An 18,351-nucleotide genomic window follows, 5' to 3' on the forward strand; every position below is an offset into this window, starting at 1 on the left:
ACGTGAGCGGGCGCTGCAGGTGGTCGGGGCAAGCGCTGAGCCAGGGAGGGCCAGAGACGGACCGGCCGGAGAAGACCCTGGTCAGGATAGGACGAGGCCCCCGATCCGGGGGATGGATCGGGGGCCTCGTCGTCGACTCTAGCCGAAGTAGCCGCTGTCTCCGAAGTCGTCCAACGGAACCGCAGCACCGGACGGGGCACCGAAGCCGCCGTCGGGGCTGAAGAAGTTGTCGTCGTGCACCGGGCGGGCGTATGCGGCCGCACGGGCTTCCTCGGTCGGCTCCACCTGGATGTTGCGGTAACGGTTGATACCGGTACCGGCCGGGATGAGCTTACCGATGATGACGTTCTCCTTGAGGCCCACCAGCTTGTCGCTGCGGCTGTTGATGGCCGCATCGGTCAGGACACGCGTGGTCTCCTGGAACGACGCCGCCGACAGCCACGACTCGGTGGCCAGCGAGGCCTTGGTGATACCCATGAGCACCGGACGACCCGACGCCGGCTCGCCGCCTTCGGCGACGACAGCCCGGTTGGCCGCCTCGAACTCGGCGCGCTCGGTGAGCGAACCGGGCAGGAACTCGGTGGCACCGGAGTCGATAATCGTCACCCGACGCAGCATCTGACGCACGATGGTCTCGATGTGCTTGTCGTGGATCGACACACCCTGGCTGCGGTAGACCTCCTGGACCTCGTTGACCAGGTGGATCTGCACCTGACGGGGGCCCATCACGCGCAGCACCTCGTGCGGGTCGGCCGGGCCGACCAGAAGCGGATCGCCCACGTTCACATGATCGCCGTCGGCGAGCGCACGCTCGGTGCCGTCGATCGTGACCGGGGCCAGGCTCTGGCGCTTGGACAGCTTGTCGTAGACCTGCTCCTCGGATCCGTCATCGGGGATGATCGTGATCTTGTAGAAGCGCTCGCCCTCCTCCAGCTGGATGCGGCCGGAGACCTCGGCGATCGGGGTCTTGCCCTTGGGCACGCGAGCCTCGAAGAGCTCGGTGACACGCGGCAGACCGCCGGTGATGTCCTCACCGACACCGCCCTGGTGGAAGGTACGCATGGTCAGCTGAGTACCGGGCTCACCGATCGACTGTGCGGCGATGATGCCCACGGCCTCGCCGATGTCGACCAGCTTGCCGGTGGCCATGCTGCGGCCGTAGCACATGGCGCAGACGCCGGTACCGGTGCCGCAGGTCAGGACCGAACGGACCTTGACCTCGGTGATGCCGGCGGCCAGCAGCTTCTCGATCGCCGGATCGCCCAGGTCGTGACCGCGCTCGACGATGACGTTGCCGTCGGCGTCGACCGCGTCGGCGGCCAGGGTGCGGGCGTAGGCCGCGGTCTCCACGTGCGGATCCCGCTCGAGCACCTGCTCACCGGTGGCCGGATCGGTCTGCCACGAGGCGATCGGGACGATGATGCCGCGGTCGACGCCACAGTCGTGCTCGCGCACGATGACGTCCTGGCTGACGTCCACCAGACGACGGGTCAGGTAACCCGAGTCGGCGGTACGCAGTGCGGTATCGGCCAGACCCTTACGCGCGCCGTGCGTGTTGATGAAGTACTCGGTCACGGTCAGGCCCTCGCGGAACGAGGACTTGATCGGACGCGGGATGAACTCACCCTTCGGGTTGGTCACCAGACCCTTCATGCCCGACAGGTTGCGGACCTGGGTCATGTTGCCCGTCGCACCCGACTTCGGGATCATCGTGATCGGGTTGTCCTCGGGGTAGTACTCCTCCAGCGCCTTACCGACTTCCTCGGTGGCGTCCTTCCAGAGCTCGACCAGCGCATCGCGGCGCTCGTCCTTGTTCATACCGCCGATCTGGTAGGCGCTCTCCAGCTTGTCTGCTGCCGCCTCGTACCGGTCGAGGATCTCCTTCTTGGCCGGCGGCACGAGCACGTCCGACATCGCGACGGTGACACCCGAGCGGGTCGCCCAGTAGAAGCCGACGTCCTTCATCTTGTCGACGGTCTGTGCGACGACGATCATCGGGTAGCGCTCGGCCAGATCGTTGATGATCGAGGCCTGACGCTTCTTGGGCATCTGTTCGTTCACGAACGGGTAGTCCTGCGGCAGCAGCTCGTTGAAGATCACCCGACCCAGGGTCGTGACGATCTCCCACGGCTCACCGTTGTGCCAGCCGTCCGGGTACTCGGCGGCCTCGATGTCCAGCGGCGGACGCAGATCGGTGATGCGGACCTTGATCGGCTCCTGCACGCTGAGCACACCGCGGTCCACGGCCATGATGGCCTCGGCCGGGCTGGAGTAGACACCGCGCTCGACGTCGTCGCCGGTCGCCGGGCGGTAGGAGCCCTCGGACTCGCCCTTCTCGGTGGTCAGGTAGTACAGGCCGGTGACCATGTCCAGACGCGGCATGGCCAGCGGGCGGCCCGAGGCCGGCGAGAGGATGTTGTTGCTCGAGAGCATCAGGATCCGGGCCTCGGCCTGCGCCTCCGCGCTCAGCGGCAGGTGCACGGCCATCTGGTCACCGTCGAAGTCGGCGTTGAAGGCCTCACACACCAGCGGGTGCAGCTGGATGGCCTTACCCTCCACCAGCTGCGGCTCGAAGGCCTGGATGCCCAGGCGGTGCAGCGTCGGTGCACGGTTGAGCAGCACCGGGTGCTCGGTGATGACCTCTTCGAGGACGTCCCACACCTGCGGACGCTGACGCTCCACCATGCGCTTGGCCGACTTGATGTTCTGGGCCTGACCCAGATCCACCAGACGCTTCATGACGAACGGCTTGAACAGCTCCAGCGCCATCAGCTTCGGCAGACCGCACTGGTGCAGGTGCAGCTGCGGGCCGACGACGATGACCGAGCGGCCCGAGTAGTCCACACGCTTGCCCAGCAGGTTCTGGCGGAAGCGTCCCTGCTTGCCCTTGAGCAGGTCGCTCAGGGACTTCAGCGGCCGGTTGCCCGGGCCGTTGACCGGACGGCCACGGCGGCCGTTGTCGAACAGCGCGTCCACCGACTCCTGCAGCATCCGCTTCTCGTTGTTGACGATGATCTCGGGCGCACCCAGGTCCATCAGTCGCTTGAGGCGGTTGTTCCGGTTGATGACGCGGCGATACAGGTCGTTCAAGTCCGAGGTGGCGAAGCGGCCACCGTCGAGCTGAACCATCGGGCGCAGCTCCGGCGGGATCACCGGGACGGCGTCGAGCACCATGGCGCGCGGATTATTGCCGGACTGCTGGAATGCGGCCACGACCTTCAGGCGCTTGAGCGCACGCAGCTTCTTCTGGCCCTTGCCGGTGCGGATGGTCTCGCGCAGCGACTCGGCCTCGGCGTCGATGTCGAAGTTCTCCAGGAGCTTCTTGATCGCCTCGGCACCCATCGCGCCGGTGAAGTACTCGCCGAAGCGGTCCTCCAGCTCGCGGTACAGCTTCTCGTCGACGATCAGTTCACCGGCGGTGAGCTTGGTGAACTTGTCCCAGATCTCGTCGAGCTCTTCGACCTCGCGGTTGGCGCGGTCACGCATGCGCTTGAGCTCACGCTCGGCCGCGTCGCGGACCTTGCGCTTGGCGTCGGCCTTGGCGCCCTCGGCCTCCAGCTCGGCCAGATCGGCTTCGAGCGTGCTCTGGCGCTCGGCCAGATCGGCTTCGAGGTCGTCGAGGATGGCCTTGCGCTCGACGGTGATCTCCGCCTCGCGCGTGGACAGCTCGGCGTGGCGCAGTTCATCGTCGACCGAGGTGATCACCCAGGCGGCGAAGTAGATGATCTTCTCCAGATCCTTCGGCGCCAGGTCCAGCAGGTAGCCCAGCCGGCTGGGCACACCCTTGAAGTACCAGATGTGGGTGACCGGTGCGGCCAGGGCGATGTGGCCCATGCGCTCACGACGCACCTTGGCCTTGGTCACCTCGACGCCGCAGCGCTCGCAGATGATGCCCTTGAAGCGCACGCGCTTGTACTTGCCGCAGTAGCACTCCCAGTCCCGGGTGGGGCCGAAGATCTTCTCGCAGAAGAGTCCGTCCTTCTCCGGCTTCAGGGTGCGGTAGTTGATGGTCTCCGGCTTCTTGACCTCGCCGTAGGACCAGTTCTGGATGTCGTCGGCCGTGGCGAGACCGATCTTCAGTTCGTCGAAGTAGTTGACGTCGAGCACGTTATGCCCCTCCAAAGGAGTTCTATAAAGCTAAATCAGGGGTGGGGACGGAGGGACGCACAGGCGTCCCTCCGCGGGCGTCAGTTGGCCAGGTCGTCGATCGTCGCGGCCTCGTTGCGCGACAGATTGATGCCCAGGTTCGCTGCGGCGCGATCCAGATCGTCGTCGTCGGTGTCGGCCATCTCGATGGCTGCACCGTCCGAGGACAGCACCTCCACGTTCAGGCAGAGCGACTGGAGCTCCTTGAGGAGCACCTTGAACGACTCCGGGATCCCCGGCTCGGGGATGTTCTCCCCCTTGACGATGGCCTCGTAGACCTTCACGCGACCCACCACGTCATCGGACTTGATGGTCAGGAGCTCCTGCAGCGTGTACGCCGCACCGTAGGCCTGCATGGCCCAGCACTCCATCTCACCGAATCGCTGACCACCGAACTGCGCCTTACCACCGAGCGGCTGCTGGGTGATCATCGAGTACGGACCGGTCGAGCGGGCGTGGATCTTGTCGTCGACCAGGTGGTGGAGCTTGATGATGTACATGTAGCCCACTGCCACCGGGTACTGGAACGGCTCACCGGAGCGGCCGTCGAACAGGATGGCCTTGCCGTCGCTGTCGACCATGACGTCGCCGTCCCGGTTAGGCAGCGTCGAACCCAGCAGTCCGGCGAGCTCGTCGTCGCGCGCACCGTCGAACACCGGGGTGGCGGTGTTCGTGTTCGGCTCCACCGAGTACAGCTCCTCGGGCAGGCGCTGCGCCCAGTCGGGCACGCCCGCGGCCACGTCGATGTTCCAGCCGGCCTTGGCGACCCACCCCAGGTGGGTCTCCAGGATCTGGCCGATGTTCATACGACGCGGCACACCGTGGGTGTTCAGGATGATGTCGACCGGGGTGCCGTCGGGCAGGAACGGCATGTCCTCGGCGGGAAGGATCTTGCCGATGACGCCCTTGTTGCCGTGCCGGCCGGCCAGCTTGTCGCCGTCCTGGATCTTGCGCTTCTGCGCGACGTAGACGCGCACCAGCTCGTTGACACCCGGGGCGAGATCATCGTCGTCGTCCCGGCTGAACACGCGCACGCCGATCACCTTGCCGGTCTCGCCGTGCGGCACCTTCAGCGAGGTGTCGCGCACCTCGCGCGCCTTCTCACCGAAGATCGCGCGCAGCAGGCGCTCCTCCGGGGTCAGCTCGGTCTCGCCCTTCGGGGTGACCTTGCCGACCAGGACGTCGCCGTCGCGGACCTCGGCGCCGATGCGGACGATGCCGCGCTCGTCGAGGTCGGCCAGGACCTCGTCGGAGACGTTCGGGATGTCCCGGGTGATCTCCTCGGCGCCCAGCTTGGTGTCGCGGGCATCGATCTCGTACTCCTCGATGTGGATCGAGGTGAGGGTGTCCTCCTCCACGAGCCGCTGGCTCAGGATGATCGCGTCCTCGTAGTTGTGGCCCTCCCACGGCATGATCGCCACGAGCAGGTTCTTGCCCAGCGCCATCTCACCGGCGTCGGTGCACGGGCCGTCGGCCAGCACCTGCCCGGCCTCCACCCGCTGCCCCTCGTCCACGATCGGGACCTGGTTGGCACAGGTGCCGTGGTTGCTGCGCTCGAACTTGCGCAGGCGGTAGCTCTCGCGGCTGCCGTCGTCGGCCATCACGGTGATGTAGTCGGCCGAGACCTCCTCGACCACACCGGTCTGCTGGTTGACGATCACATCGCCGGCGTCGATCGCCGCACGCAGCTCCATGCCGGTGCCGACCAGCGGCGACTCGCTGCGCACCAGCGGCACCGCCTGACGCTGCATGTTGGCGCCCATCAGCGCACGGTTGGCGTCGTCGTGCTCGAGGAACGGGATCATCGCGGTGGCCACTGAGACCATCTGCCGCGGCGAGACGTCCAGGTACTCCACCCGTGCGGCGGGCACGAACTCGACCTCGGCTCCCTTGATCCGGACCAGCACGCGGTCCTCGGTGATACGGCCGTCCGACTCGTAGGCGGTGTTCGCCTGGCCGATCAGGTAGCGGTCCTCCTCATCGGCGGTCATGTACTCGATCTGGTCGGTGACCACACCGTCGACGACCTTGCGGTACGGGGTCTCGATGAAGCCGAACGGGTTGACCCGTGCGTAGACCGAGAGCGATCCGATCAGGCCGATGTTCGGGCCTTCCGGGGTCTCGATCGGGCACATGCGGCCGTAGTGCGAGGGGTGCACGTCACGCACTTCCAGGCCGGCGCGCTCGCGGCTCAGACCACCCGGGCCCAGCGCCGAGAGGCGACGCTTGTGCGTCAGACCCGACAGCGGGTTGTTCTGGTCCATGAACTGCGAGAGCGCACTGGTGCCGAAGAACTCCTTGATCGCCGCCACGACGGGACGGATGTTGATCAGGGTCTGCGGGGTGATCGCCTCGGCGTCCTGGGTGGTCATCCGCTCGCGGACGACGCGCTCCATCCGGGACAGACCCAGCCGGATCTGGTTCTGGATCAGCTCGCCGACGGTACGCAGACGACGGTTACCGAAGTGGTCGATGTCGTCGACCTCGACGGGGACCTCGACGCCGCCGGGACCCATCATCATCGGCGTGCTCGCCGACTTGGGGTCGTAGCTCTCGTGCAGGCGCACCAGGTACTCGACGGTGGTGACGATGTCCTCGCGGGTCAGCACCGGCTCGCCGTTCATCGGGTTGTCGGTCAGGCCCAGCTTCTTGTTGATCTTGTAGCGGCCCACCCGCGCCAGGTCGTAGCGCTTCTCCTTGAAGAACATGTTCTCCAGGAGGCTCTCGGCGGACTCCTTGGTCGGCGGCTCGCCCGGGCGCAGCTTGCGGTAGACCTCCAGCAGCGCCTCGTCCTGGTTTGTGGTGTGGTCCTTCTCCAGGGTTGACATCATGATCTCGGAGAAGCCGAAGCGCTCGGCGATCTCCTCGCGGGTGACGCCCAGGGCCTGCAGCAGCACGGTGACCGGCTGGCGGCGCTTGCGGTCGATGCGCACACCGACGGTGTCGCGCTTGTCGATGTCGAACTCCAGCCAGGCGCCGCGGCTCGGGATCACCTTGACCGCGTGCAGGGTCTTCTCGGTGGTCTTGTCGATATCGCGATCGAAGTACACGCCGGGGCTGCGGACCAGCTGGCTCACCACGACACGCTCGGTGCCGTTGATGATGAAGCTGCCCTTGCCGGTCATCATCGGGAACTCGCCCATGAAGACCGTCTGAGACTTGATCTCACCGGTGTTGTTGTTGATGAACTCGGCGGTGACGAACAGCGGCGCCGAGTAGGTCATGTCCTTGTCTTTGCACTCGTCGATGGAGGCCTTGACCTCTTCGAAGTGCGGTTCGGAGAAGGACAGCGACATCGAGGACGAGAAGTCCTCGATCGGCGACAGCTCGCGGAGGACCTCCTCGAGACCTCCGATGGGGTTCTCCTCACCCCGGGCAAGGGCCTTGGCGCGCCACTCCGGCGAGCCGATCAGCCATTCGAACGAATCCAGTTGCAGATCAAGCAGGCCGGGTACTTCCAGCGGCTCTTCGATCTTGGCGAAAGAGACACGGCGCGGCGCACCAGGGATGCTGCCGGTCGAAGTGGTTGAGGTGGACTGGCGGTCGAGTGCCAAGATTCGTCCTTCCAACACGAGGTGTTCACTATGTGGCGTTGTAGCCATTTGGCCTTGGGGCCGCTTGCGTGGTCGTCATACCTGAGGACCTGCGGTTTTCCCAAGACGAACACGAAGTGCTCGGTTGGAAGTGCCGATCAGAGGACAGGGTGCAGCCAGCGCAACGTCCTACTGTATCAGAATTTGGGCAGCATGTGTCAACCCCGTCAAATCGACGGTGCGTGAGAGCGCCCTGCACAGGATCCCGGCTGGCCGCCGAAGGGGTCCGTGTCTGCAGATAGCGTGTACCCCGAAGGCCGCTGCGTCAAGCAGAACGCGGTGTTTCGTCGGAAATTGCCAGGTCACCGGTGTGTCCGGCGTGCCCGCCGAGCGGCACCGACGGTCAGTCGACGTCGAGCACCTGAGCGATCTTCCACTGATCGCCGTGCTTCTCCATCAGGTACTGCAGCCGCACCATGGTCTGATCGGCCAGCTGCCCGTTGGTGGTCACGCTGACGATCAGCGTGGCGATCGCGGTGGCCTGGTCCTTGGTGAGCGAGGCGATGGCCACGTTGTCGGCCTGGCAGGCCGAGTCGGCTTTGCTCTGCACGATGACGGTCCGATTGGTCTCGACGACCTTGCGGAAGTCCTGCTGGGCCTGGCCCGTCAGCGAGGCGTCGGCGCGCTGGAGGTCTTCGGTGGCGGTCCGCCATTTGTAGGTGAACGGCAGGCAGCCCTTATCGGAGACCTGGGACATCACCTGGGTGGTCTCGGCATTGTTGACGAAGGCCCGGTTCTCGGTGCCGACCGCCCCCGGATGCCAGGCCAGGACCGCCGCGATGCCGCCGAGGATCGCCGCGATCAGCCACAACAGCAGGGCCCGGCTGAAGCGCCTGCCGGAGCCGGCCGACAGCTCCGCAGAGCGCAGGGGATGGACCGCCGGGGGCCGGGCGACGGTGCGGTCGGCGGTCAGGTCGATCGCTTCCTCGCGGGGGCGCGTGCGTCCGGTCTGCCCGCGGGCGGCGCGCAGCCGCTCGGTGGCCGCCCTCGCCTCGGTCCGGGCTTCTGCCGTCTCTGCGGTGACCGGTGTGGTCAGATCCACGGTGGTCTCGACGATGCTGCGCTCGACGGTCACCTGCTCAGCGGCCGGCTCTGCGGGCGCTGCCGGTTCTGCGGCGGATTGCGCCGATTCTGCGGCCGAAGGGCCGGTGCTCTCCCGTGGCGACGAGCCCGCGGTGCGGATCTCCATCGCCGGCAGATCGCCGTACTTGTTCTTCTCGTCGTCGCTCATCAGCGGCCACCTTCGTTGCCGGTACCGCTACCGGAGTCGGACCCGTTGGTCGAGCCACGGTTGGAACCGGACTTGTCTGCCGGCTTCTGCCCGGTGGTGCCCTCGTCGATCAGGCGCATCTCGGTCAGCGGCACGATGTTGTCGACCTTGCGCATCCCGTCGGATTCCACCACGTTGACCAGGAATTCGAACGGCACGCTCTCCCCCGGCTGCTCGGTGCCGTCTTCGCCGGTGGATCCCTGCGCGGTGGAGGTGGAGAACACCAGCACCGTGGCACGGTTCTCTTCCACGTTCACCTCGGTGCACGCGGCCCGGCGGATCTCCGAGACGAGTCGAAGGGTCTGGGTGCGGCGTCCCTCGGCGATCTGCTTCTTGAGTGCCTTAACCGTATCGCCGTCCTGCGTCTGCTTGAGGGCCTCGCCGGTGAGCGAGGATTCCAGCCGCTTCTCCCAGGCATCGAAATCGTCGACGTCGATGTTGGTGATGTTGATGATGGCCTGTTCGGCGGCATCGATCGACTCGTCACGCAACTGCGCGGCCTTACCGGCGGACCCGACGTATGCGGTGATGCCGGTGTACCCGAAGTACCCCAGGCAGACGATCGCCGCGGTCAGCGCCGCGGCACCGGATGCCAGAGCCAGCGACGCCAGCCAGTGCCGATGCCGACCGGCCGAGTCGTCGGAGGCCAGCGATTCGGCCTTCGCGGCGGCTTTGGCGGCCTTGCGGTCGGCGCGCAATTGAGCACGCGACTTCCGTGCTGCCGACAGATCCGGGAAGGCCTCCCCGGTTGCCAGCTCCTCGGTTGCCAGCTCCTCGGTTGCCAGCTCCTCGGTCTCCGCGACAGCCTCGATGTCCGGGGCGTCGGTGTCCGGGGCGTGGTTTTCGACGGTCTCGCCCGGAGAGTCATCGATCCGTGCCGCAGCGTCCCGCGGATCGGCGGTGGGCCTGCTCTCGCCGGCTTCGGCGGCGGTGTCCGCGACCTGCTCGATCTCGGGGTCCGGAGTCTCGTTCGGTTCAGATGTCATCGGGCGCCACTGTATCTACTTTCGGCCGCACGGCTCAATCGCCGGCCCATGGGAGAAAGACCGACCGCCGCCGGATCTCCGGCGGCGGTGGTCTGACTACTTGTACTTGGTCGGATGCACACCGGTCAGCCACGCCAGCTGGGTGGCCAGCGGGTTCAGGTTGAGCTTGTCCGGATCCTTCTTCAGCGTATTGTCCCAGGGCTGCGGGTAGTCCGGGTTGGCCAGCTTGGCCCGGTTGGCGCTGCGGACACCGGTGGGGTTACCCACCGCGACCTGACAGTTGGCCTCGCGGTTGAGCGGGAACTCGTCGTAGTTGACATCGAAGTCGGGGTTGCGTCGCTTCATCTCGGCGATGATCTGCGCGGTCCCCTCGTAACCCTTGGTACAGGTCGGCGGATCGTTGGTCTCCAGCACGATTCCGAAGTGGATCTGTCCGTCGCCCGGCGCCGGACTGTGGCTGCCCGCCGACAGCGCCGACAACATCGCCATGGTCATCCCGGTGGTGAAGCTGGCCGGTTCGATCGTCTTCATCGTCACGCCCAGCTGATGGATCAGCGTGGTCGCATCGTCGCCGTGTTTCTGGATGAACGACGACAACTGCGAGGCGGTCATCGGCGCATTGGTCAGGATCCGGCGCACATCCGCATCGGAGGAGGCCAGTTGCGCGGTCACCAATTCCAGGCCCTTGGCCCAGTTCAGGATCTCGTCGGACTGGGCCGCCTGCGTGCCCAGGACCACATTCGAGTTCTGGATCAGCGAGATGGTCTCACCCAGATCGTCGTGCCCGGCCTTGGTCAGCTTGATCAGCGAGTTGACCAGGCGGTCCATGTTCTCGGCCTGGCCGTCGAAGGCCTTGCCCAGTTCATCGACCACGGTGGTCAGGTCGTCGACCGGCACCGATTCGGTCAGGGTGATCACATCGGTCATCACGTCCTGCAGGACCGGCGGCAGCTGGTAGTCGGTGATCACCGAACCCTTGTTCAGATACGGGCCGGTGGCGCTGGTGGGCTGCAGGTCGATGAACTGCTCGCCCACGGCCGACCGGTTGGCGACCACGGCCACCGCGGTGGCCGGGATCTTCGGTCCGCGCGAGTCGAGTTTCAGCTCGACGTTGACGCCCTTGTCGGTCAGGCTCAGTTCGCCGACCTGGCCGACCGGGACACCACGGTAGGTGACCTGCGCATTGGTGAAGATGCCACCGCTGCTGTCGCCCATCTGGATGGTGACCGGGTACTGACCGAAGCCGAGCATCTTGTCCAGCCGGGCATAGTTCGCCCCGACGTACACGATGGCCAGGAGTCCGATGATCGCGAAGGCGACCAGCTGGACCTTGATGAACTTAGTGAGCATCGGGGCCTCCCAGGAGCGCGATCGGACCGTCGAGGAATCCCGGAGCCGAGGCCGGCTTCTTGGCCGAGGGCTTGGCGGCCGACGGCTTCGTCGTCGAAGGCTTCTTCGTCGAGGGGCTCTTCTTCGGGGCCGGGTTCATCGGGTAGGTGCCGCCCGACGGCGGCGTGTTGGGTCCGGGTCGGGAATTCGGTGCCGGCGGCAGCAGCGAGATCGTCGGCCAGCCCCAGCGCGGCCCGTTGCCGTTGACGTACGGGTTCCGCGGGTCCACCTTCGGCGGATTGACCTTCGGCGGCTGGTAGCGCGGGGTCCCCTGACCCACGCCGAGGGCCTCGAGCTGGTTGAGCAGCCGCAGGTCCACGGTCATGAACAGGTTGGTCGAGTCGCCGTGCACCGCGGGCAGGATGTCGTCGGGGAACGGGTGGGTCAGCATCAGCGGCGCCGCGGTGATCGCGTCGTCGACCGAGGTGGACAGCTGCGTCAGGATCGGGGCCAGCGCCTTGAGGTCGTTGATCATGGCCTTGTGGGCTTTGCCGAGGATGTCGGTGCCGACCTCGCCGAGCTTATCGAGTTTGACCAGCAGGTCCACCAGCTGCGGACGCTGTTCCTCGAGCACCGCGATACCGGCGGGCAGCTCGTCGAGGATCCGCTCGATCTGCGCGGTCTGGGCGGCGGCGCGTTCGGACAAGACCGCCACGCCGTCGACGGCCCGCACGATGTTGTCGCGCTGCTCGTTGAGGCCGCGGATCAGCTTCTCGGAGTTGACGAGCAGCTCACGCACCTCCTTATTGCCTTCCTGGCCGCCCATCGACTCGTTGAGGGCGGTGACGATCGGCTTCAGTTCACTGATGCCGCCACCGTTGAGGACCAGTGACAGGGCACCGAGCAGCTGCTCGATATCGGTGGTCGTGCTGGTGCGCGAGGTCGCGATCGGCACGGACGGATTCTGGCGCGGGGCACCGTTGGCACCGTCCGGGTCGGTCAGGGCCACGAACTTCTCGCCCAGCAGGTTGGTCTGCTGAACCGCGGCGCGCGCCTCGGTCGACAGGTCGACGTTCTTCTTCACCTTCACGTAGACCAGGGCGTTCCAGGAGTCGCCGGGCACCTCGATCTTGGTGACCCGGCCGACCGGGATGCCGTCCTTCTTCACCACGGACTGGGGCACCAGATCCAGGATGTTGGAGAACTCGATCTTGTATTCACGCGGGTCGTCCCCCAGCGAGACACCCCCCGGCAGCGGCATCTGCTGAACGTTGATTCCACAGCCGCTGGCACCGAAGATCACCGCCGCCATCGCCGCGCTGACCCCGGCCGCCCTGAAACGGTGGGATTTGGAAATCTTCATCACTTCACCCCCGGGAACGGCGGAATCTGCGGATCGGGGTTACCGGGAACCGAACCGGGCGGCAGCATGTTCTGCAGCTTGCGGTTGCTCATGATGCCGAAAGGCAGGATCGGGAGCATCGGCTCGAGCACGTCGTCCTGAATCTGCTGCCCGATATCGATGCAGTTGTCCACCAGCGGCCGGAGCTTCTTGCTGAAGTCCTTGGCCAGCGGATTGCCCGGCAACAGGGAACCCAGGTCGATGAGCTTGCAGAAGGCCTTGGCCGGATCCTGCAGATCGGGGATGTTCACGCGCATGGCCACAGTGCCGGATTCGGCGTCGTAGGCGTTGATCAGGTTACTGATCGCCAGCGGCAGCACCGTGAAGATCTCCAGCAGGCTCTCCTTGTTGTCCAGCAGGGCCTGACCGGTCGGCTGCAGATCGCGGATGGTCTGCCCGATCTGCTCCTGGTTGTCGGCCAGGAAGGTGGCCACATCACCGAGGGCGAACGAGAGCGTGTTCAGGGCCCGTCCCAGCTGTTCGCGCTCACCGGCCAGGAAGCCGTTGAACGACGACATCTGCGAGTTGAACAGGCGCACCTGGGCGTCGTTCTCCTTGAGCGCACCGACGAACACATCCAGGTTCTTCACCGTCGAGGAGATGTCGCCGCTGGCGTTGGCCAGGGTCTGGGCGGCCTGCGACAGGTTGGTCAGGGCGGTCCCCATGGTCTCGCCGTTGCCTTCGAGCGCACCGGCGCCGGCGGTCACGAAGTTGCTCAGTGCCCCCTTCTGGTTGGCACCGTCGGGACCCGGTCCCAGCGACTTCGACAGCTTCTGCAGGTTGCCGTAGATCGCGTCGATCTCCACCGGCACGGCGGTGCGATCCAGGCCCAGATCGACGTTCTTGCCGGCGGTCGCGCCGCCGGAGTACGCCGGGATCAGCTGTACGTAGCGGTCGGCGACCAGCGACGGGATGATCTGCACGGCAGTGACATCGGACGGCAGCTTGACACCGCGCTGGACCCGCATCTCGACCTCGGCGGTCTCGCCGCGCGGAGTCACCTTGGTGACCTTGCCGACGTTGACGCCCAGGACACGGACGTTGGAGCCCTCGTAGATGCCGACAGCGCTGTTGAAGGTCGCCTTGACCTTGGTCGAGTCCACTCGACCCCACGCCCACCAGGCGACCAGGGCCGCCACCAGCGCCACGATCGCCACCAGCGCGGTGATCGAGACGGTACGGGCGTCCCAGAAGCGGGACTGGTTCTCAGTGGTATCCGGAGTCGTCATCAGCCGCCCGTTCCGCCGTTAGTGACATTCTTCTGCGCGTTCGGAGGACGCAACGTGTTCTGCGCGGGCAGGGCCGGCGGCAGCAGGTTGGTCACGACCGCCTCGAACCAGCGGCCGTTACCCAGCACGTTGGCGTACAGGCGGTAGAACGGCGCCATGTTCTGAATCGAAGAGCGCAGGTTGGCGTTCTGCTTGTTCAAGATGGTGGTGACCTGCTTGAGCGAATCGAGCACCGGCCCGATCTGCTTCTCGTTGTCGCGCACGATCCCCGTCAGCGCCTTGCTCAGGCTCTCGGTGCTGGCCAGCAGCGCAGAGATCGACTGCTGGCGGTTGTTCAGCTCCTGCAGCAGCACACCGGTGCCGGCGATCAGCCGGGTGAACTGGTCACTCCGATCGGACAGGATCTTGGAGGAATCGCGGGTGGCGCGCAGCAGGCGGCGCACCTCGGCATCGCGGCTGGCGATGGTCTTGGACAGCCGGGCGATGCCTTCCATCGACGGACCGATGTCGTCGGCGGTCGCGGTGAACACATCCGAGAGCTCGCCCAGTGCCTTGGCGACCTGATCGGTGTCGACGTTCTCGATCTGATCGGCCACATCGGAGAAGGCTTGCACCACGTCGTAGGGGGCCACCGTATCGGTCAGCACCACCCGCGGGTCGGCGATCTTGCTGCCCTTGGGGTTCAGCGCGATGTACTTCTGGCCCAGGACCGTTTTGATCTGGATGGTCGCCTGGGTCTCGTCGCCGATCCAGGTGTCGCTCACGCGCATGCGCATCAGGACCCGGTCACCGTCCAGGGACACATCGGTCACCTCGCCGACGCGCACGCCGGCGACGCGGACCTCGTTGCCGGGGCTGACCCCGGCGGCCTCGCTGAACTGCACCGTGTACTGCGGTGCAGCGCTCACCAGCGGCAGATCCTTGAGGTAGAAGGTCGACAGACTCAGCATCACCAGGGCCGCCAGGCCCAGGATCCCGATGCTTCGGGTGCTGCGCTTACCGGCGAACCGGCGTGACTTCTGGCGCGGCAGCTTCGTGACGTCGACCTCGGGATCGGGAGCGGAGGAATCGCGGGATGTATCCGACATGGTCACCTTCCTCCGTTGATCTGGCCGTTGGCCCAGCACCGCGTCGCGGCGCTGGTGTAGAGCACATGGTTGATGTCCGGCAGCGGCACCAACGGCTGGGTCAGCAGCGTCGACTTGCCGTTGCCGGCGCGGATGTCGATACCGCAAGCGTAGAACTGGAACCACGAGCCGAAGGTCGCCGAACGGCCCAGCCGCTCGAGCTTGACCGGCAGATTCTCGACCAGCTTGTTCACATCGGCCTCCCGCGCGGCGATGCGGTCGGAGGTCTTCTGCAGACCCGACAGCGCCTGCTGGATCGACGGACGCGTCTGGCTCAGGATCGAGCCGGTCAGCGAGGTCAGCTTGGAGACCGAGGTGATCGCCGAACCGACCGACTCACGCTGGGCGGCCAGACCGACCACCAGCTTCTCGGTGTTGGTCAGCAGAGTCGAGAGCTGTTCCTCGTTCTTGTTGACCGTATCGAGCACCTTGGTCAGGTTGGTGATCATCTCGCCGATCACCGCGTCCTTGTCGGCGATGGTGTTGGTCAGCTCGGCGGTCTGCTGGATCAGCGAACCGATGGTGGCGCCCATGTCGACGCCGTCGCCCTTCTGGAAGACGTTGATCACCGTCTCGGCGAGCTTGTTCATGTCTTCGGGCGTGATCTGCTGGAACAGCGGCCGGAAGCCGTTGAACAATTCGGTCAGGTTGACCGCCGGATGGGTACTCGACTGGTGCCGGTCCGGATGGTGCTGGAAGGTGTAGCCCTTCCCGACCGTCTCGGCCGCGTCGCCGGGGCCCTTCTCCAGCGCCACGTAACGCAGGCCGGCCAGGTTGCGGTAGCGGATCGAGATCTGCGTGCTCTTGGGCAGGCGGTCGCGGTTGACGTTGAACGAGACCTGCGCGAGGTTCCGGTCGACGATCTCCACGCTCTCGACCTGGCCGACGCGCACACCGGCGATCCGGACGTCGTCGCCCGGATTGAGCATGGCCGCGTCGGCGAAGATCGCCTTGTAATTGTTCTTCCCGGCCGCACCTGCGTTGGCGATCAGCAGGGCCAGAACCGAGGTCGCCAGCACCGTGACGACGGCGAAGACGATGAGCTTGATCAGCGGCGCCCAGACACCCCTCACTTGACCGTCACCTCCGCACCCTGCAGCGCACCGGCGCCGATGTAAGTGACCCACGCCGGAACGTCGGACGGGTACTGGCCGCTACTGGCGCCGTAGATCGTTCGCATCTGGTTCTTGTACTCGGTGTTCAGGCCGGTGCCCGCGGGCATGGTCCCGAACTGGGGCTGGGGCAGGTCGGGCCAGGTGTCCGGACCGGGGTTACGTGACGGCGGCTGGTAGGAGCCGTCGGGCACGCCGCCACCGGGGAACTGCGGGAACGGCCGGCCGTTGCTGGCGGGCGGGTAGCAGCGCGCCGGCGGATCCAGCCACCACATCCGCGGCTCGTCCTGGTTCGGCAGGTAGCGGCCGCGCGGGTTCACGAACTGCAGGTTCACCCGCACGCCCGGGTTCTCGGTGTCCTTACCCACGATCGGTGAGACCTTCGGAATGATCGTGGCGAAGTTGTTGAACGTGCAACCGAACACCGGCGACTGCCGGGCCAACTGCACCAGCGGGGTCTCGGCGCCGACCAGGAAGTCGACCAGGTCCTTGCGGTTGGTCTCCAGGAACTTGGTGGTGTCCACCGAGGCGACCCCGAACGTGGAGATCACGGTGCGCAGGTCGCCCTGGCGGTCGACGATGGTCCGGTTGGTGACCCGGAAGTTGTCGAGGCCGTCGATCACGTTCGGCAGCGCCTCGGAGTAGGTCTGGGAGAACGTCGCCAGGCCCTCGAGGGTGCCCTGCAGCGCGGGCATGTTGACCACCAGTTCACCGAAGATCTCGTTGAGCTGCGCGATCGTCGTCTTCAGCTCACCGCCGCGACCGCCCAGGGCGGCGTTGAGCGAGGTGAGCGTGGCGTTGAGGCGCTCGGGCGGAACCGCATCCAGGATCGGCAGCAGCGCGTCGAACAGGTCCTCGACCTCCGGTGCGTTACCGGCCTTGTCCAGGTAGATGGTGCCGCCCTTGGCCAGGGTCGCGCCGTCGGGGCGTTCGGGCAGTTCCAGCGAGACGAAGCGCTCGCCGAACAGCGTCTTGGGCAGGATCCGCGCGGTGCTGTTGGCCGGCAGTTCACCGACCAGCGACGGGTTCATCGCCAGCTTCACATCGACGGTGCCGTCGGGCAGCGGATCGACCGAATCGACCGTACCGACGACGACGCCGCGCGCCTTCACGTCCGCCTTGGGCATCAGCGCGTTACCGGCGCTGGAGGCCTGCAGGTTCACGTAGGTATGCTTTTCGAAGGTGCCGCGGAAGATCAGCACCGACAGGGCCAGCAGCCCGATCACGACAATGTAGAACAGCAGGCCCAGGAACCTGCGTTTGACGGTTGCACCCACTGTGCTTCTACCCTCCGACCCGGATCGTCGTGGTGGTGCCCCAGATGGCGAGGCCCAGGAAGAAGTCCATCACCGCGATCAGGACGAGCGCTGTTCGGACCGCGTGGCCCACCGCCACGCCCACGCCCGCCGGACCGCCGGAGGCGTAGTAGCCGTAGTAGCAGTGCACCAGGATGATCACGAATGCGAACACCAGGACTTTGCCGAACGACCATAGGACGTCGGCCGGTGGCAGGAACAGGTTGAAGTAGTGATCGTACGAACCGGTCGATTGACCGTTGAAGACCGTGTTGATCACTCTCGAGGCCAGATAGGCCGCCATCAATCCGAGCATGTACAGCGGAATGACGGCGACGAAGCCGGCGATCACGCGGGTGGACACCAGGAACGGGATCGACGGGACCGCCATCACCTCGAGGGCGTCGATCTCCTCGGAGATCCGCATCGCACCCAGCTGCGCGGTGAAGCCACAGCCGACCGTGGCGCTCAACGCCAGACCGGCCACCAGCGGGGCCACCTCACGGGTGTTGACGTACGCCGACAGGAAACCCGATAGCGCCTCGGAGCCGATCTGGCTCAGGGCCGCATAGCCCTGCATGCCGACCACGACGCCGGTGAAGCCCGACATCAGCACCATGACACCGACGGTGCCGCCGATGACCGCCATGCCGCCGGCGCCGAAGGCGACCTCGGCGAGGATGCGCAGCACCTCGCGGGTGTAGTGGACCAGGGTCTTGGGGATCCAGGCCAGGGTCCGCGCATAGAAGGACATCTGTTCGCCGGCACCGTCGAGCAGCTTGAGCGGACGGCCCAGTTGCTTGCGCGCCTCGTAAACCAGGTATTCCGGCTTACTCTTGGCGATCGTTACGCCACGGGTCAC

Annotated in this window: 11 protein-coding genes; all 11 read right to left on the reverse strand. The window is 66.1% G+C overall.

Going from position 1 to position 18,351, the window contains the following annotated elements:
* Window positions 1–138: 138 nt before the first annotated feature.
* Window positions 139–4,107, reverse strand: a complete 3,969-nt coding sequence (locus tag GOHSU_RS03610) for a DNA-directed RNA polymerase subunit beta' (protein WP_024332768.1) — start codon at window positions 4,105–4,107, stop codon at window positions 139–141.
* Between the two features lie 80 nt (window positions 4,108–4,187).
* The gene (gene rpoB / locus GOHSU_RS03615) at window positions 4,188–7,700 is read right to left on the reverse strand and encodes a DNA-directed RNA polymerase subunit beta (RefSeq protein WP_005936952.1); all 3,513 of its coding nucleotides are present in this window, start codon (window positions 7,698–7,700) and stop codon (window positions 4,188–4,190) included.
* 382 nt (window positions 7,701–8,082) lie between these two features.
* Complete coding sequence (locus tag GOHSU_RS16205; RefSeq protein WP_005936954.1) at window positions 8,083–8,970, reverse strand: Rv1363c family protein; 888 nt, start codon at window positions 8,968–8,970, stop codon at window positions 8,083–8,085.
* Complete coding sequence (locus GOHSU_RS03625) at window positions 8,970–9,995, reverse strand: hypothetical protein (RefSeq protein WP_005936956.1); 1,026 nt, start codon at window positions 9,993–9,995, stop codon at window positions 8,970–8,972. Before GOHSU_RS03625 ends, GOHSU_RS16205 begins: the two co-directional genes overlap by 1 nt.
* Before the next feature lie 96 nt (window positions 9,996–10,091).
* Window positions 10,092–11,345 (reverse strand): MCE family protein, encoded by a 1,254-nt coding sequence (locus GOHSU_RS03630; protein ID WP_005936959.1) that lies wholly within the window; start codon window positions 11,343–11,345, stop codon window positions 10,092–10,094.
* Entirely contained in the window at window positions 11,335–12,687 is a 1,353-nt protein-coding gene (locus tag GOHSU_RS03635; RefSeq protein WP_005936960.1) for an MCE family protein, read from the reverse strand. Before GOHSU_RS03635 ends, GOHSU_RS03630 begins: the two co-directional genes overlap by 11 nt.
* Window positions 12,687–13,955, reverse strand: a complete 1,269-nt coding sequence (locus GOHSU_RS03640) for an MCE family protein (RefSeq protein WP_005936962.1) — start codon at window positions 13,953–13,955, stop codon at window positions 12,687–12,689. The genes GOHSU_RS03635 and GOHSU_RS03640 overlap by 1 nt, the downstream gene beginning before the upstream one ends.
* On the reverse strand, window positions 13,955–15,043 hold the full coding sequence (locus GOHSU_RS03645) for an MlaD family protein (protein ID WP_005936964.1): 1,089 nt from the start codon (window positions 15,041–15,043) through the stop codon (window positions 13,955–13,957). Before GOHSU_RS03645 ends, GOHSU_RS03640 begins: the two co-directional genes overlap by 1 nt.
* 2 nt (window positions 15,044–15,045) lie before the next feature.
* Complete coding sequence (locus GOHSU_RS03650; RefSeq protein WP_005936966.1) at window positions 15,046–16,155, reverse strand: MCE family protein; 1,110 nt, start codon at window positions 16,153–16,155, stop codon at window positions 15,046–15,048.
* Window positions 16,152–17,471 (reverse strand): MCE family protein, encoded by a 1,320-nt coding sequence (locus GOHSU_RS03655; protein WP_005936968.1) that lies wholly within the window; start codon window positions 17,469–17,471, stop codon window positions 16,152–16,154. Before GOHSU_RS03655 ends, GOHSU_RS03650 begins: the two co-directional genes overlap by 4 nt.
* A 7-nt stretch (window positions 17,472–17,478) precedes the next feature.
* Complete coding sequence (locus tag GOHSU_RS03660; protein ID WP_005936971.1) at window positions 17,479–18,351, reverse strand: MlaE family ABC transporter permease; 873 nt, start codon at window positions 18,349–18,351, stop codon at window positions 17,479–17,481.

Origin of the sequence: Gordonia hirsuta DSM 44140 = NBRC 16056 (assembly GCF_000333015.1) — a bacterium.
Classification (GTDB): Bacteria; Actinomycetota; Actinomycetes; order Mycobacteriales; family Mycobacteriaceae; genus Gordonia; species Gordonia hirsuta.